Origin of the sequence: Nostoc sp. WHI, from assembly GCF_015714725.1 — a bacterium.
GTDB lineage: Bacteria > Cyanobacteriota > Cyanobacteriia > Cyanobacteriales > Nostocaceae > Nostoc.
The window spans coordinates 1-14,995 of sequence record NZ_WBKM01000248.1 but is presented as its reverse complement, the minus strand read 5'-3'; the positions used below and the strand labels follow the sequence as shown (position 1 = coordinate 14,995).

15 protein-coding genes are annotated in these 14,995 nt (G+C 40.9%); 7 read left to right on the top strand and 8 right to left on the bottom strand.

Going from position 1 to position 14,995, the window contains the following annotated elements; translation table 11 throughout:
- Positions 1-628: 628 nt before the first annotated feature.
- Positions 629-1,393, top strand: coding sequence for an ABC transporter ATP-binding protein (locus F8S12_RS25385; RefSeq protein WP_230968263.1), 765 nt, complete (start codon positions 629-631; stop codon positions 1,391-1,393).
- 84 nt (positions 1,394-1,477) lie between these two features.
- Here the strand turns inward: F8S12_RS25385 and F8S12_RS25380 are convergent, their stop codons facing one another.
- Complete coding sequence (locus tag F8S12_RS25380; RefSeq protein WP_196519072.1) at positions 1,478-2,008, bottom strand: orange carotenoid protein N-terminal domain-containing protein; 531 nt, start codon at positions 2,006-2,008, stop codon at positions 1,478-1,480.
- Positions 2,009-2,227: 219 nt separating this feature from the next.
- On the opposite strand from F8S12_RS25380, the gene F8S12_RS25375 reads away from it, so the two are divergent.
- Positions 2,228-2,602, top strand: coding sequence for a hypothetical protein (locus F8S12_RS25375; protein WP_196519071.1), 375 nt, complete (start codon positions 2,228-2,230; stop codon positions 2,600-2,602).
- 104 nt (positions 2,603-2,706) lie between these two features.
- Here the strand turns inward: F8S12_RS25375 and F8S12_RS25370 are convergent, their stop codons facing one another.
- Positions 2,707-3,351: an HAD-IA family hydrolase gene (locus F8S12_RS25370; protein WP_196519117.1), complete on the bottom strand. Its 645-nt coding sequence runs from the start codon at positions 3,349-3,351 to the stop codon at positions 2,707-2,709.
- Between the two features lie 202 nt (positions 3,352-3,553).
- The gene (queG, locus tag F8S12_RS25365; protein WP_196519070.1) at positions 3,554-4,501 is read right to left on the bottom strand and encodes a tRNA epoxyqueuosine(34) reductase QueG; all 948 of its coding nucleotides are present in this window, start codon (positions 4,499-4,501) and stop codon (positions 3,554-3,556) included.
- 236 nt (positions 4,502-4,737) lie between these two features.
- Here queG and F8S12_RS25360 point away from each other — a divergent pair, with 236 nt between their 5' ends.
- The gene (locus tag F8S12_RS25360) at positions 4,738-5,169 is read left to right on the top strand and encodes a ketosteroid isomerase family protein (protein ID WP_196519069.1); all 432 of its coding nucleotides are present in this window, start codon (positions 4,738-4,740) and stop codon (positions 5,167-5,169) included.
- A 104-nt stretch (positions 5,170-5,273) separates the two neighbouring features.
- Here F8S12_RS25360 and F8S12_RS25355 read toward each other — a convergent pair whose 3' ends face one another.
- From F8S12_RS25355 to F8S12_RS25345, 3 genes are all read right to left on the bottom strand, one after another.
- Positions 5,274-5,699: an ATP-binding protein gene (locus F8S12_RS25355; RefSeq protein ID WP_196519068.1), complete on the bottom strand. Its 426-nt coding sequence runs from the start codon at positions 5,697-5,699 to the stop codon at positions 5,274-5,276.
- Between the two features lie 3 nt (positions 5,700-5,702).
- Positions 5,703-7,376, bottom strand: coding sequence for a SpoIIE family protein phosphatase (locus tag F8S12_RS25350; protein ID WP_196519067.1), 1,674 nt, complete (start codon positions 7,374-7,376; stop codon positions 5,703-5,705).
- Between the two features lie 131 nt (positions 7,377-7,507).
- Positions 7,508-8,227: a response regulator transcription factor gene (locus F8S12_RS25345; protein WP_196519066.1), complete on the bottom strand. Its 720-nt coding sequence runs from the start codon at positions 8,225-8,227 to the stop codon at positions 7,508-7,510.
- 661 nt (positions 8,228-8,888) lie between these two features.
- Here F8S12_RS25345 and F8S12_RS25340 point away from each other — a divergent pair.
- Both F8S12_RS25340 and ftsE read left to right on the top strand, forming a co-directional pair.
- On the top strand, positions 8,889-9,644 hold the full coding sequence (locus F8S12_RS25340) for a WecB/TagA/CpsF family glycosyltransferase (RefSeq protein ID WP_196519065.1): 756 nt from the start codon (positions 8,889-8,891) through the stop codon (positions 9,642-9,644).
- Positions 9,645-10,168: 524 nt separating this feature from the next.
- Positions 10,169-10,918: a cell division ATP-binding protein FtsE gene (gene ftsE, locus F8S12_RS25335; protein ID WP_196519064.1), complete on the top strand. Its 750-nt coding sequence runs from the start codon at positions 10,169-10,171 to the stop codon at positions 10,916-10,918.
- Between the two features lie 156 nt (positions 10,919-11,074).
- On the opposite strand, the gene F8S12_RS25330 is transcribed toward ftsE, so the two are convergent.
- Together F8S12_RS25330 and F8S12_RS25325 are read right to left on the bottom strand one after the other, a co-directional pair.
- On the bottom strand, positions 11,075-11,836 hold the full coding sequence (locus tag F8S12_RS25330) for an armadillo-type fold-containing protein (protein WP_196519063.1): 762 nt from the start codon (positions 11,834-11,836) through the stop codon (positions 11,075-11,077).
- Between the two features lie 249 nt (positions 11,837-12,085).
- Entirely contained in the window at positions 12,086-12,694 is a 609-nt protein-coding gene (locus F8S12_RS25325; protein WP_196519062.1) for a hypothetical protein, read from the bottom strand.
- A gap of 452 nt (positions 12,695-13,146) precedes the next feature.
- Between F8S12_RS25325 and F8S12_RS25320 the strand changes: the two genes are divergently transcribed.
- Positions 13,147-14,043, top strand: a complete 897-nt coding sequence (locus F8S12_RS25320) for an alpha/beta fold hydrolase (RefSeq protein WP_196519061.1) — start codon at positions 13,147-13,149, stop codon at positions 14,041-14,043.
- A 557-nt stretch (positions 14,044-14,600) separates the two neighbouring features.
- A partial coding sequence (locus tag F8S12_RS25315; protein ID WP_196519060.1) for a hypothetical protein occupies positions 14,601-14,995 on the top strand: 395 nt, incomplete at its 3' end.

The following is a 14,995-nucleotide window of genomic DNA, read 5'->3' as shown; positions in this document are numbered from 1 at the left end:
TGTAGAAACAGCGATCGCTCAAATAAATTCTTTATTTACTCTTTAAAGAGCCAGTGATTTCTCTGAAAGCCTATAAAGATAGCATAAATATACTGAATTTTTCCTGATAGCGAAAAAATTAAATTTTGTTCATCAAGTGCGATCGCTCCTTAGAATATACAATACAAGTATTAGGCATAGGCTTTAGTAGCGGTGCTGCATCTACGCCCGTCGTAGATATTGCGTCTATCTTGTCAGAGGATGTTTGAAAAGTATTTGGCTATGATTTTAGGCACTTTATTGATACCACCTAACCCCCTTTAAAAAGCTACCGTGTACACATAAGTCTCTCTTGAAGCAATTTACGGTTTATCGAATAGTCCAAAGAAACCTCACCCTGCTTTTGCTACGCAAAACCTGTCCCTCTCCTTACCAAGGAGAGGGATGTCCGTCAGGACAGGGTGAGGTTTTTGATTTTGTTTGTGTGTACACTGTAGCCTTAAAAAGCAGGGAACCGGAATCAAAGTCCCCCAATTTATCGGGGGATTTAGGAGGATCTAGAACGTTTTGATACCATACAATAGGACTTTTAAAACATCCTCTAAACACGCGATTAATTGCGTCTCTACCAACTAATAACTAAATCGTTATGGCAAACACTATTTCAATTACCGATTCTTTAATTCCCAGTCCCGTCCCTAAATCAACAATTATTCGGTTGGAGAATATTTTTAAAATATATGGGAGTGGTGAAACTGAAGTAAAAGCCCTAAATGATGTAAATTTGACCATCCAAGAAGGCGAATATTGTGCAATTATGGGGCCTTCTGGTTCTGGTAAATCCACAGCCATGAATATTATCGGCTGTCTAGACCGCCCGACTAAAGGACATTATTATTTAGATAACATCGATGTCGCACAAATGGATGATAAATCCTTAGCACATATCCGTAACAAAAAGTTGGGGTTTGTGTTCCAACAATTCCATCTATTGCCCCAACTAACAGCACTAGAAAATGTGATGCTGCCAATGGTGTATGCTAGTGTGAACCAAAAAGAAAGAAGCGATCGCGCCACAGTTGCACTGACGCGAGTCGGTTTAGCAAATCGCCTCAACAACAAACCAACTCAACTATCTGGCGGGCAACAACAAAGAGTAGCGATCGCTCGTGCGATCGTCAACCGTCCCGTAGTTCTCCTAGCCGATGAACCCACTGGTGCCCTTGATTCGCGCACAACCCAAGAAGTATTAGATATTTTTGGCGAACTTAATGCCAGTGGGATCACCGTTGTCATGGTAACTCATGAACCAGAAGTTGCCCGTCAAACCCAGCGCATCGTTTGGTTCCGTGATGGTCAAGTGGTACACTCTAATTTGACACCAGCCGATTTAAATCACCTTGCTGGGTTATGAGTTATTGAAGTCCGCGATCGCGGACTTAGTTTGTGTACCCGCGAATTTTATTCGCCAAGGCTGATAAATCCGGTTTTGATATGATTATAAACTCGATGTTTTGCCTGTTTCTGCTTGCGTTGCGATCGGCTTAACATCGGTGTAACCCATTTCACCAGCTATTGTCCGCAACACCGACATTTGCTCTTCAAAATCTAGTTCTTCAATTTGGGAAAGCAAATCATTAATCGCTTTAGTTGCTTGGTAATTGCCTGGTAAATCAACTACCGTATCTCCCATAGCTACCGCCCAAGCATACCAAACAAACAGTTGGTTATTTTCTTTTACTGCTCCATAGGCACGAGAATATTCTGTATCTTTACGGTTCACTATATCCCGCATAATTGCTAGTTGCTGCTCATCTGACAATTCAAAATAGTCTCCAAATAGAATTGGTGTTAGTTCTGGTTCTGCAGCAGCTGGAGCAGCTGGAGTGACGGAATCACCCATTTTTTTATAAACAAAATAAAACCAAGCTAGTTTGGCATCGGTGTCTAAGCCGTTAAACGCGTCCACTACTTTTTGAGTTTCATTGCTCTGGGCTTGAGAAATGGTTTTATCGTAACTTGCAGTCATAAATTTGTTTCCAAGGTAATTTAACAGGCCAAGCTAAGGCTTACCAGAATTTGAGAATTTGATTCTACTTCCTATAGAAAGAGTTCTATTAATTAGATATTGCAGATTTTATCTACCTTTTAATAGAGGTAAAATTCTCTCCCAAGGAGGTAAGTAAGTAGCGAATTGCTTTGCTAAGATTCCCCAGTAAGCAATTAAAAATTTACCTAAGGTTTTAGTATGCCTGATGAAATAAAGCCCAATTTAAATGAAGCTCCCACCCATGACGCTCAATTAGCTGCCGAAAACATTGCTAGTGGTGAAGAAAAAGCGCCAAAGGTTGATTTTGAAGCTGATTATGCAGCTGCACAGCAATTCAGTGTCAGTGAAATTGATCGCACAGGCGAAGGTGCAGCAGCAGCTGAAGCAGCGACTGCACCTAAATATGAAATCTCTAAACCACAAGAGACAAAAACTCAAGCACAGCCAACTGGTAATCCTGATGATTTTCTAGAGTTAGCTAAGGAAGTTGGGAATTCTAAGACTCAAGGTATAACTAGCGTCACTGATGATTTAGTAAAACAAGCTATAGAAAAGGGTCAACCGAAAAAGTAAGTTTTCCCTAGCCATCAATAGTCAATCGTCAATAGCTAATGTTTTCACTATGGACTTTTGACTATTGATTAATTAACAGTTATTCATAATATCAGAATAAAAACCTAACTCCTAACTCCTAACTTCATCACTTCTAATAGTTCGCTAGGTTGGTGAATTAAATAATCTGGATTTTGCTTGGCTAGTACCTCTGGGGAGTTAAAGCCCCAAGTTACCGCAATTACTTGGATATTTGCTTTTCTTGAGGCTTCTATGTCTCTGGTTTCATCTCCGACATAAATAACTTCTTGAGGTTTGAGTTGCTTTTGTCTTAATACGTTATTGATTATTGTTGTTTTACCAAAAATTGTAATTCCTGAGTAGATAAAATCAAACAGGTGATTTAAATCATTAATTGTGAGGAATTGCGTAACATTTTCTTTGGAATTAGAAGTGATAATTCCCAGCTTATATCCTTGATTTTGGAGTTCTATTAATGCTTCTTTAATTCCCGGAATAGGCTTTAATTCAGGGATTTTACTTTTTAATTCTCCTTTAACTTTTTTAACTAAAAAAGGTATTTTAAATAGAGAAACTCCTGAATACTTAATAATTTCCCTAGATGTTAAGTTCTTGAGGAGGGACAATTGCTCTGGAGTTATTTGTCTATAACCAAAGTCTACAGCTAGACGATTAGCAATACTCACAAGGGCATCTACTGTATCAGCAATTGTGCCATCAAAATCAAAAATAATTACTTTCTGGGTCATTCTTTCGCTTGGATGCTTAAACAGTTGATAGGACATAGAGAAATACTCATACTTCAAAGCTTCTTAACTTAACAAAGAGGTTTTGTGTCTTGTACTACATATCTTGGCATAAATTCTTTTTGATGAATTTATGCTTAAAAACTTTCTTCTTGAAACCACATTTAATATCTCTGTTATTTCCCTGTTTTCTATTTCCTATAACCTATCCCCTATTTCGGTCAAGATTAGCTTGAGCATTCCGTCGTAACATCTTTGGCTTAATCCGCCGCAAGGCGGATGCTGCAAATTGTTTATCCCACTCCTGATCTGAAATTTGGGCTAATTCTAGCAGTTGAGGAGCAATATTCCCAGGATAAGGCTGAAACTCGGCGACATCAGTTGTGCGGGCAAAACGCTGATTCCAAGGACAAACATCTTGACAGATATCACAACCAGCAACCCAGCCTTGCAAATGGGGTGTAAGTGCCTCTGGCAATTTGTCGTCCCGATTTTCAATAGTATGATAAGCTATACAGCGATTGGCATCAACCACAAATGGCTGAGTAATTGCACCCGTGGGACAAGCCTCAAGACAACGAGTACAACTACCGCAATGTTGTGTATGCGGGCGATCGCTTTCTAATTCCAGATTTGTTAACACTTCTCCCAAAAATACCCAAGAGCCATACTCCCGTGTAATCACATTACCGTTTTTGGCAATCCAACCAATTCCGGCTTGTTGTGCCCACACTTTATCTTGCACTGGGCCAGTGTCTGCATAATAAATAGCTTGTACGCCTTCATCAAGTGATTCCAGCCATCTGGCTAGCTGCTTGAGTTTTTTATGCATCACCTTATGATAATCCCTTCCCCAGCCATAACGAGAAATTTTGGCGTATTCTTCGCTTTCGGGACGTTGATGTGGTGTGTAGTAGTTTAGTGCTACACACACTAGCGATCGCGCTTCTGGCATCACTAAGCGGATATCCTGACGCTTCGGGTTAGCCATCCATTTCATATCGGCATGATAACCCAGTTCAATCCATGCTTGCAGCCTCTGCGCTTCTGTATCATCTACTCTATCTACAGCAGCAATTCCAACTTTGTGAAAGCCCAACTCGCTGGCTCTTTCTTTCACTACACTGCTGCTGGTTACGGAATACTGATTCATTTTTTTATCTAGATTTTGCCTACCTAAAGGCATCTCAATTATACATTACGTAATCAACACTTTTTATTAACATTTGTTAATTACTTTATATATATAAGTTTTTTAGAAGATACCAATTAAAACTTCCATCGTGAGGAAGATTTGTAGATCTGTAGCAATCTATATCAACAGCAGCTTTCTTTTTACTTATTTTTGTATTGAAATTAATATTCAGTTAACATAATACAGGTAATTATATGACTTCTACTGAATTTATATCCCCAGCCCAGCCGAAAGAAGAATTTCAGATTGAGGGAATTGCAGAAATAAGTGTACTGCGCTATTTTGAAACGTTAAATGCTGGAGAATTTGAGGTAACTGCTGCTTTATTTGCCAAAGATGGTGTGATGCGTCCACCATTTGAATCTGATATTGTTGGGACAGATGCGATCGCAGCCTACTTAAAACAAGAAGCCCAAAACATTAAAGCTTACCCCAATGCTGGAATAAGCGAGACTTTGGAAAATGCTACAATTCAAGTCCAAGTGACAGGCAAAGCACAAACCTCATGGTGTGGTGTCAATGTCTTGTGGTTATTTATCCTCAACCAACAGCAGCAAATTTTATACACTAGAATCAAACTTTTAGCTTCTCCTCAAGAGTTACTTTCTTTACGTCAGGAAAAGTAGTAAATAAGTATAATACTTAGGCACTATCTGAATAATACCCAAAACAAAATATACTCATCTAAAATCCAGATAAATCATATTACTTGAAAAACAGTAACTTTTATTTATTTGACTAATTCGGGTAAAGTAGCTTCTAACTTGAGACAGTTAGCGCCATTAATCTGCAACTGGTAATCTACTTTATCCATGAGACGACTCATAATTAGCCAGCCATAACCACCTTCTTGTTTTTCCAAAGGGTTTGGAGCGTAGTAGTTAGAGATATCAAAGCCTTCGCCGTAGTCCCAAATTTCTATCGCAAGATCCCGGTCTTTCAGTTCTAAACGCAGTAAAATCGGTAAATTTGGTTTGTCCTTGTGGGCATGACGGACTGCATTTGAGTAGGCTTCTACCAAAGCCAGTCTCAAACGACTTGATTGCCGCGACCAATCTACAGATTCTCCTAGCTGGAGTTTCAAACATCCTAGCAACCAGTTTTCAACAATATTAAGATAATCCAAATCACTTGGTACATGAAGCTCACTTTTCATTACTTACAAAATCTCCAGCGAGAGTATAGTTTGATCGTCTTCTTGAATGTGGTTATCTGCCTGGATGCGACTGAGTAAATGGTTAAGAGAAAGTGGTTGTTCCTCTTCTTGTAGCAGTTGCCAAAGACCATCCTGATTCAGCATAGAACGGTTGAGTGGCTCACCGCCAGACACGGTTTTTACTGATGGATTTAAATTATTTGATACCATTGCTTCTGTAATGCCATCGCTGGCTAGTAACAATGTATCTCCAGCATCAAGAACTAAGCGACCAGACTGTGCCTGCCACTTAGGCAAGATTCCTAAAGGAATGCTACGGACTTTGAGGTAATTGGGATTGTCGGCTAAAGCACCTTGGCGTGACCATAACAGTGGATAGATATGACCGGCATTAGTGTAGACGAGTTCCTTAGTGCTAGGGGTATAACAAACTAAGACAAGGGTGATAAAATAATTGTTGCTGATCAAGTCTTCACTGAGAGCGTGGTTAAGGTTTTGCATGACCACATTTGGCTCGGCTGGTGTTTCTTGAGATAATTCCCGGCGCAAAACTGAAATAATACTAGCCATAAATAAAGCAGCTGGCACACCCTTGCCGGAAACGTCACCCACTGCTAACCACAAATCGCCTTTGGGATGGACAAACACTTCAAAAAAATCACCTCCTACTTCCCGCGCTGGGTAGCAGCAGGCTTGCACCTTCACACCTTTGATGTCAGGTAAAGTTTGGCGTAGCAAATTGTATTGAATTTGGCGGGCTACTTCCAACTCATTGTGAATCTGCTGTTGCTGTTCTTGGAGGCGCTGGTAGAATTTTGCTTGAGAGAGGGCTAAGGCTGCTTGTTCAGCAACACCTGCAATCAGTTGGATGTCTTCGTCTTGCCAAGGGCGATCGCGTCCCCATTGGTGGAGGGCTAGCACAGCGAGCAGATGCTGCTGGTAGCTAAGTGGCACAACCAGGTGGTGACTGAGGTTGCCGTCGTGTGTTTCTTGAGCGAGTTGATAATGACGGGTTTCCAGAACTTTTTCAATTAAAAGACTGGGGTCGAAGAAAGAATCTAATACATCTGATTGAGGATCGTGGTAGAAGAACTGATCTTGTATGAGGCGATCGCCCTCTACTGGTCTGAGCAAACAACTGGTAGCTTCAAATGTTTGTCCAATAGTTGCTACAATCTTTTGCAGCATACTATCGTAGTCTAGAGACTCCCTAATTGCCGTCGTTACCTCATTAAACAAAGATTCTCGCCGTAAAGCCCGACGCAATTCTTGCGTGCGCTTCTTAACTATGCGATATGTATCACTGGCTTGCTCAACTAACGCCCTGAGCCGTTCTGGATTCCAGGGTTTGGTGATGTACTTAAATACCTGACCGGAATTAATTGCATCTACCAAATCTTCAACATCAGTAAAACCAGTTAACAAAATCCGAATCGTGTCTGGAAAGCCCTCTACAGTGCGACTAAAAAATTCGGTGCCATTCATTTCTGGCATTCTTTGGTCAGAAATAATCACCGCCATTTCGCCAAATTGATCCAAGATTTCCAGAGCGCCAAAGGCATGATTGGCTTTATATACTTGAAAATCTCGCCTAAAAGTGCGGTAGAGTAGATCTAAGTTATCCGGCTCATCATCTACCACCATGAGCTTAAGTTTCTCAACTCCTATCTCAGCCATATTTGACTTAATTTTTAGCTACTTGAATGAGAAGATAATGTGATATTTATCCGACCTGACAAGCAAACAAATTAGGAAGTAATTATTCTCAACAGTTATTAGTTACTAATCACTGTTTACTAAATTTAACTTTATCCCACTAACCCAGAACGCAAGGCGCGAACTGCCGCTTGGGTACGGTCGTCAGCACATAGCTTATTCAAAATGTTGCGAACGTGAGTTTTAACAGTTCCAACAGTGATATAAAGTTTTTCCGCAATTACTGCATTGCTACAACCTTCGACAATCAACTGTAGCACTTCTAATTCCCTTTCTGTCAGGGTGTAGGGTTGAATTCCTTCCAAATTCCCCAGAGAATCATGGTTAGAACCAACAGTCTTGATATTTACAAAAGCCGATTCCGACTTTTGGGGATTTTGTTGTGCTTGTTGTAATACAATTCTGGCGATCGCGGGATCGATCCAAGCGTTGCCATTGTAAGTTACTCGCACTGCTTCCAGCAAATTATCGAATTTGATATCCTTCATACAGTATGAGTCTGCACCAGCAGCAAAAGCTGCTAACACAGCTTCTTTGTTATCCCGCAGCGTCAAAATTAACACCTTTGTGGCTAGCTCCTGGCCTTTAGTAGTAGATTTTACCTCCCGTGTTAACTCAATGCCATCCTTATCTGGTAAACCAATATCTACGATAGCGATATCTGGTTGTACCATTTTTAACATTTTTAATCCCTCAGTAGCATTACCAGCTTCCCCTACAATTTCAATTTCATCCTTTTGCAGTAGTGCTGTCCGAATACCCACACGAGTCAGGTCATGATCTTCAATTAGCGCAATCCGAATTTTACTCATAGCCAACTTCAGCCCGTTACACTACCTTAACTGTAAAGTCGAGTTTTCTAAAAAGTTTTAAGAGGTTGTTTGAAAAGTGTTTCGCTGTGACTTTGGGCACTTTTAGATCCCCCCTAACCCACGCCACTTGCTCAACTTGGGGAGACCCCAGACGCTCGATGACTCGCTATCGCTTTTAGCGTCTCCCCTTGGGAGAAGACCGCAGTGGCTCCCCTAAAAAAGGGGGGAACCGGAATCAAAGTCTCCCAATTTATCGGGAGATTTAGAGGGATCTAAAACTTTTGATACCGACAAGAGGACTTTTCAAACATCCTCTAAGAGGCGCAGATTAAAGACATTTGTACAAATCCAGTTTAAGTAAAGCTAACATATAGGCGCATTACCACTGCCATTCACTTGCCTTGTGAACAATTCTTAAACAATAAAATTGGGACTGGTTCAGCCCAAATACAAGTGCCAAGACTAATTAGTTTAGTTATGCTTTCTCTTGTTGCAGCTCTTGCAACTTTATATAGCGAGGTTGCAAAAACCACACTCGATATTTGTGAGTTTGTGAATGAATTTACCATTAATGAATCTCTTCTGTGTAAATCCTAATATAAAAAATTTGATAGACTTAACGATCAAGGAAATGTGGTGTGAGGTTGATTAAGAATAGGCTATGTCTGAACGCAATCAAGCATTTTCGGTGTTGGGAATACCAGTTCATGTGATGACTAACTATCCAGGCTGGTTGATAGAATGCCTCCAACAAGGCAAAGGAATTCATGTGGTAACGCTCAATGCAGAAATGACTATGCAGGCAGAGCAAAATAAACTCCTAGCTCAGGTGATTAAAAATGCTGAACTAGTGATTCCAGATGGAGCCGGGGTTGTTCTGTATTTGCGCTGGCTGTTATGGCAAAAAGTGCAGCGTTTTCCGGGGATTGAATTAGCAGAAAAACTTTTGCAAGAACTTGGGCAAAAGAAGACAGGGGCAAAAGTATTTTTCTATGGAGCGGCGCCTGGAGTGGCTTTAAAAGTGGCAGATTTTTGGCAGCAGCAAATTCCAGATTTGAGTATAGTAGGCACTCACTCCGGCTACCATTCCCCAGAAGAAGAAGCACAATTGCGGCAAACTCTCGCCCAATTGCAGCCACAAGTGATTTTTGTCGGTTTGGGAGTGCCACGTCAAGAGTTATGGATTGCCGAAAACCGACATTTGTGTCCCCAAGCAATTTGGATTGGCGTTGGTGGTAGTTTTGATATTTGGTCGGGAACTAAAACTCGCGCTCCTGCTTGGCTGGGAAATAATAATTTGGAATGGTTGTATCGGTTGTATCAAGAACCTTGGCGTTGGCGGCGGATGTTGGCTTTGCCAGCTTTTGCCGTGAAAGCTTTTGTTTATCGGTTGACTGCAAGGGGAGCAATTAGTTAAGAGTGTTGGGTGTTATTACTTAGTTGATACTAAGGTCTTCAAAAAATCTTAATTTTTCTTTGTTGGATTTGAAATTCCCAGGCAAAACCTGGGAATTCTTATTTTGGGGGGTATATCAAATCTAAATTTCATTTCTATCTCTCAGGACTTACATGAAGAGTGCTGAGTTACAAGTGCTGAGTGCTGAGTTGAAAGACCGCCCAGACTCTTGCGGGTATCAACCTTCTCCCTATAAGAAGATTCCGCCCACAAGGGGCGGGGCTAAAACCCAAGTACATCAGTGCTGAGTACTTTTCTTCACTCAGCACTCAGGACTCAGCACTCAGCACTGAGTTTGTAAACAATAGCCGAAACTCTGATTTTTAGGTAGAGGCAATTCATGAATTGTCTTTACAGGGTGTAGTTTTGCGTCATTCCTATCCCTAATAGGAATCAATACAAAGTAGCTTTCCTAAAATTAGAACCCTAATTAGATATTTAGCTCAGAGCTTAGTGTGTCATAACCCAGTTCGTATCTTATTCAAATGACAACCGCCATCAAAACTCAAGCAAAGACAGACAAATCTTTTCATACAAAGGATTGTGAAACTCAACAGCACACTAGCAATACTGCTATAAAAGTGCAATTGCAATCTGTAACCAAAACCTATGCTAATGGCACTCATGCCTTGTTGAATGCAAACCTTGAGGTAAAAAAGGGAGAATTTCTCTTTATCACAGGGCCAAGCGGTTCTGGTAAATCTACGCTTTTGAAATTACTGTATGGACAGGAGTTACCCACACAGGGAGAAGTAATTGTTGATGAATGTAATGTAGCGGGTTTACGGGGCGATCGCTTGTCATTATTGCGGCGACGTATTGGTATTGTATTTCAAGATTACAAACTTATTACCCAACGGACAGTAGCGGAAAATGTGACTTTTGTGCTGCAAGCTCAAGGGTATACCCGTAAAGAAATTCAACGACGTTTAGAACCAACGTTGAAACTAGTGGGTTTGCTGAATAAGGCTGACTGCTTTCCAGATCAACTGTCTGGAGGAGAGCAACAACGGGTGAGTATTGCCCGTGCGATCGTCGGTACACCACCACTACTTTTGGCGGATGAGCCTACTGGAAATCTCGATCCAGATAATTCCTGGCAAGTAATACAGATTCTCCAGAAGTTAAATACCTTTGGGGCTACGGTAATTGTTACCACCCACGATGAACAACTGGTGCGGCGGTGCAATCATCCAGTAGTGCAAGTTTGCAATGGACGGCTGTCTCGAAAATAGGCATGGGGCATTGGGCATTGGGCATTGGGCATTGGGCAAAACAGTTCAGAGTTCTGAGTAAAAAAGTGAGGTTCTCTACTCGGTACGGGCTAAACGCCCCGCTACCGCTAACAGCACTCAGCACTCAGCACTCATAACTCAGCACTCATAACTCACCTAAGTGTGGTTAACTTTTGCGGATACGGGTACGAAAGTTGCTGCTGTTTTGAGTGGTAGCATTTGTAGGCGATCGCAAGCTTGCAAACTCTTAAAAGCTGCCTCTCGAATCACAACTTCTTCTTCTCGACTGACTAGGAGTTGCAAGCATTCGACTACATCTTGCTGCACTGAAGAATCAACTCGCTTATGGGTGATGAATTTAGTTAGTTGACGTAGGGCAATCAACCGTTTCAATGGATCTTTTTCTGTTAAATTGACCAACAACTGATCGAGGTGGTCTTCTTCTCGATTTCCATAGAAGTTGACAATTTGCCATACCAATAACATTAAAGTTAATAGTGTTACCATACCTTGCACAATAGCACCAGCAGCAATCCAAGGACTGTGAGATTCCACCCAAATTGTAGCTGCCATGTAACTGCTGACAGTAGCAATACCACCACTGACGACCGCTAAAGCTAACCGACGGTTTGAACCCTTTAAAAACTTGCGTATATTAGACCAGCGTAATTGCCAGTCCCACTCCTGCATTGAGTAAATTAATAGCATTACCCCAACGCCGATTAACAGAGCTAATAGCAGTTTCCAGTTCCACAACAGCATAGCAACGACAATTGTCAGAAAGCCAAAAAAGCCCCCAGTCCCAGAGAAGCGCTTAAAAGTTTGCTGCTTTGTAGCTCCTTTTGTCTTGAACTTGGGAAGGAACCAGTTGGGGATCTGGTTGATCAATTTCTGCCAAGGAGACGAAGCCTGTGCCACAGTGTTTAGCTTCTTGATGATGAAACTACTTAATGTATAAGTTTTACCAGAGATCATGAAAATATGAAGGCTGAAGCCACGATATGCTCGGTTTTCACGGACAGTAGATTAGGCTGGTACATGATAACGGAAACTAAGATACCATTTTAAATTGCTCAGAGCAAGGGAATAAAGACTTTTTGAGTAAAGTCGGAGACTTTTAGCCTTAACTGAACCCTATTAGGACTGGGGCGAGTAGGCTCAATTTTATCACTGAGTTTTTAACGTTTTAAGTTCAAGACAAAAACGAAAGTTATTGAGGGTGAATTGACCATCAAAAGCACAGAAGGTAACGCTGTGGATGTTATTCGCAGTTATAGATAATAAGGTATTGGGGGAAATTGCCGAGTCAGAATTGGCAAGATTAGCGCCTGGTAGTATACTTTGTCCCAGCAATTGGCGATCGCTATCGTAGGCGGAAAGTACTAGCCGTTGCGAACTGGTGACAAAGACACCAACCGAGTTAACCGGATGCAAGAAAGTAGCTTCTAAAAATCCGCTTTTGGGCGCTCCTATTAAAACTGTTAGCCCTGAATGAGTTGGAAATGCTGGATTTGATGGCTCTATTGCTAGACAATTATGAAAAATGACTCCCCAGCGCTCATACTGACGCTCTACTGCCTCAAAACACTTTAAGTCTTCTAAGTCTAAACTAATACAAGTAGGTACAGTCACTCCGGCAGCCTCAATCGCTGACTCAGACTGGCCACGCCAAGCTGAAGTTGTGATTTCGTTTTGTATATTAAAGTTGTCAAGCGCAAATTTAGCGTCTCCAATCCTTGGTACTTTGTTTGATTGAAGAATAGCCTGCTTTACCATGACATCCCGCCTTACTATTACTTAGAAAAGAATCAGATTAATAATACATCAACAGCTATTTTTTATATATGTATAACTACAATTAATAGCTCATTAAAATTAGCGTTTTGATTATTTTTGACGTTAAAAAGTATTTATGACTTTCTTCATAGATTATCATAAAAACTCATCCTAGATGCACGCTTGAGTGATACCCGTTACCACGTAAAAACCTTAAAAAACAGTAATTGTAACGTTAATCCACTGTTTTCTGTGAGAAAAAATCACCAAATCTTTACAAGCAATCCAGTGATTTTATATCTACTTAATATGACGATAGTGAGATGTCTTAGAGTGATTAGTTCGCCGATAATAATCAATGAGTGGAGAGTTTGAACTAAACAAGTAATCATTCCAAGGTGATGCGAGTGTCACTGATGCCAATTAATCACTACAGGGAACAAAAAATACTTATGTTTCAGCCATTGGGATTTGAACAACGATCCGTAATGACCTCACTAGGTAAAATGGTGTACTATACTGCCACTGGTTCACCTTGGCAGGATGATGTGAGTGCCAAAGATGACCAAGAAACTTTGGTATTCTTGCACGGCTTTGGTGGTGGATCTTCTGCTTATGAGTGGTCGAAAGTTTATCCGGCCTTTGCCGCCGAATATAGGGTTATTGCGCCAGATTTGATCGGTTGGGGTAGGTCTGAGCATCCGGCGCAAAGTTATAAGATTGAAGATTATTTGACAACGATTCGGGAATTTTTTGAGCAGACTTGTACGGGACCCGTAACAGCGATCGCTTCTTCTCTGACCGCAGCATTTATAATTCGAGTAGCGATCGCTCATCCTGATTTATTCAAGTCTTTAATTCTCACTACCCCCGCCGGACTTTCCGACTTTGGAGAAGACTACTCCCGCAGCTTTTTTGCCCAGTTAGTCAGTGTTCCCATTGTTGACCGCTTATTATACAGCACTGGAGTAGCCACCAGTGGCGGTATTCGCAGCTTTTTAGAACAACGGCAATTTGCCCAGTCTAATCGAGTCTACCAAGAAATTGTAGATGCTTACCTAGAATCTGCCCAACAGCCTAATGCTGAGTATGCAGCACTGTCTTTTGTCCGTGGTGATTTGTGCTTCGATTTATCCCTTTACATTCAACAACTAACAACTCCCACTGCTATTATTTGGGGAAAAAAGTCAGAATTTACAGGCCCCTCAATTGGTCGTCGCCTCGCCGAAATGAATCCTCAAGCGATCCGATTTTTTCAACAGTTGGAAAATGTGGGGCTAACACCGCAGTTGGAATTACCAGCAGTGACAATTGGGTTAATTCGCCAATTTTTGCCTTTGCTGAATTAGTATTTTCTTCAGTAGTTAAAGCTCATCTAATTTCCTGCCTTCTGCATAGCTGTCTTTTTCACTCATCTAATTTCAACCATAATTGTGTAACTGGATTTTTCAGTGTCGAGGCTTAACTAAATTCAATAAAGGGCGTTGCTAAATCATATTTAGATTTTTCAACGCCCTTTATCGAATCTTAAACTTACTTATAGTTGACTTATGTATACTTAAAAAGCAAGTAGCTAAAAATCTAAATAATTATGCTGTGCATGAAAATCACTTTTTGTAAAGGATACAGAGCATAACTTTTGCAGAAATTATGAATCCGCTCCAAAACTCTTTGACTAGTTAAGTTACGGTACAAATAAACCACCTATTCAAAATTAATGAAACGCTTGCGCTGTATTCATTTTGAATTATGAATTACGCCGTGCTGCATTAGTGTTTTCAGCAATAAGTGTTGGAAGTTAAGTACAGCTTAACTGCTCTAGAGAATGGATGGTGTTATTAACCAACTAAAGAACCGAAACAAGCATTATCCTGACAAAGTTTTAAATACTTGGAGATTTACCAAAATGGGGAATCAATACCATAACTTGGCTGAAGGTGCCTTTACACAAGATTGGACAGATACAGCACTAATCACAATAGATGATGATTGGAGCGGTGTTTCCAGCATTATTGGCTATCGTGGAGACACTTTAACATCTGCTACAGGTGTAGATCCGCAAACAGTTGTTGCTGATGGCACATCTAGTCCTGTAGATGTCAATGCTGGCCAAACTAATCCCAATACTTTTAACACTGGTGGTGTTGCGGAGTTTGAACTCTCTAACCCAGTAGTTGCCCTTAATGGTTCAGGTACAGCAGATGCACCCTTTCTGCTAATTCATCTGAATACTACGGGTGTAACAAATATAAATGTTTCATACAAACTACGTGATCTCGATGGATCGGTAGACAACGCTAT

Excerpts from the sequence above, each read along its gene's own strand:
- F8S12_RS25385 (WP_230968263.1), top strand. The coding sequence starts at position 629 with ATGGCAAACACTATTTCAATTACCGATTCTTTAATTCCCAGTCCCGTC.
- F8S12_RS25380 (WP_196519072.1), bottom strand. The coding sequence starts at position 2,008 with ATGACTGCAAGTTACGATAAAACCATTTCTCAAGCCCAGAGCAATGAA.
- F8S12_RS25375 (WP_196519071.1), top strand. The coding sequence starts at position 2,228 with ATGCCTGATGAAATAAAGCCCAATTTAAATGAAGCTCCCACCCATGAC.
- F8S12_RS25370 (WP_196519117.1), bottom strand. The coding sequence starts at position 3,351 with ATGACCCAGAAAGTAATTATTTTTGATTTTGATGGCACAATTGCTGAT.
- queG (WP_196519070.1), bottom strand. The coding sequence starts at position 4,501 with ATGAATCAGTATTCCGTAACCAGCAGCAGTGTAGTGAAAGAAAGAGCC.
- F8S12_RS25360 (WP_196519069.1), top strand. The coding sequence starts at position 4,738 with ATGACTTCTACTGAATTTATATCCCCAGCCCAGCCGAAAGAAGAATTT.
- F8S12_RS25355 (WP_196519068.1), bottom strand. The coding sequence starts at position 5,699 with ATGAAAAGTGAGCTTCATGTACCAAGTGATTTGGATTATCTTAATATT.
- F8S12_RS25350 (WP_196519067.1), bottom strand. The coding sequence starts at position 7,376 with ATGGCTGAGATAGGAGTTGAGAAACTTAAGCTCATGGTGGTAGATGAT.
- F8S12_RS25345 (WP_196519066.1), bottom strand. The coding sequence starts at position 8,227 with ATGAGTAAAATTCGGATTGCGCTAATTGAAGATCATGACCTGACTCGT.
- F8S12_RS25340 (WP_196519065.1), top strand. The coding sequence starts at position 8,889 with ATGTCTGAACGCAATCAAGCATTTTCGGTGTTGGGAATACCAGTTCAT.
- ftsE (WP_196519064.1), top strand. The coding sequence starts at position 10,169 with ATGACAACCGCCATCAAAACTCAAGCAAAGACAGACAAATCTTTTCAT.
- F8S12_RS25325 (WP_196519062.1), bottom strand. The coding sequence starts at position 12,694 with ATGGTAAAGCAGGCTATTCTTCAATCAAACAAAGTACCAAGGATTGGA.
- F8S12_RS25320 (WP_196519061.1), top strand. The coding sequence starts at position 13,147 with ATGTTTCAGCCATTGGGATTTGAACAACGATCCGTAATGACCTCACTA.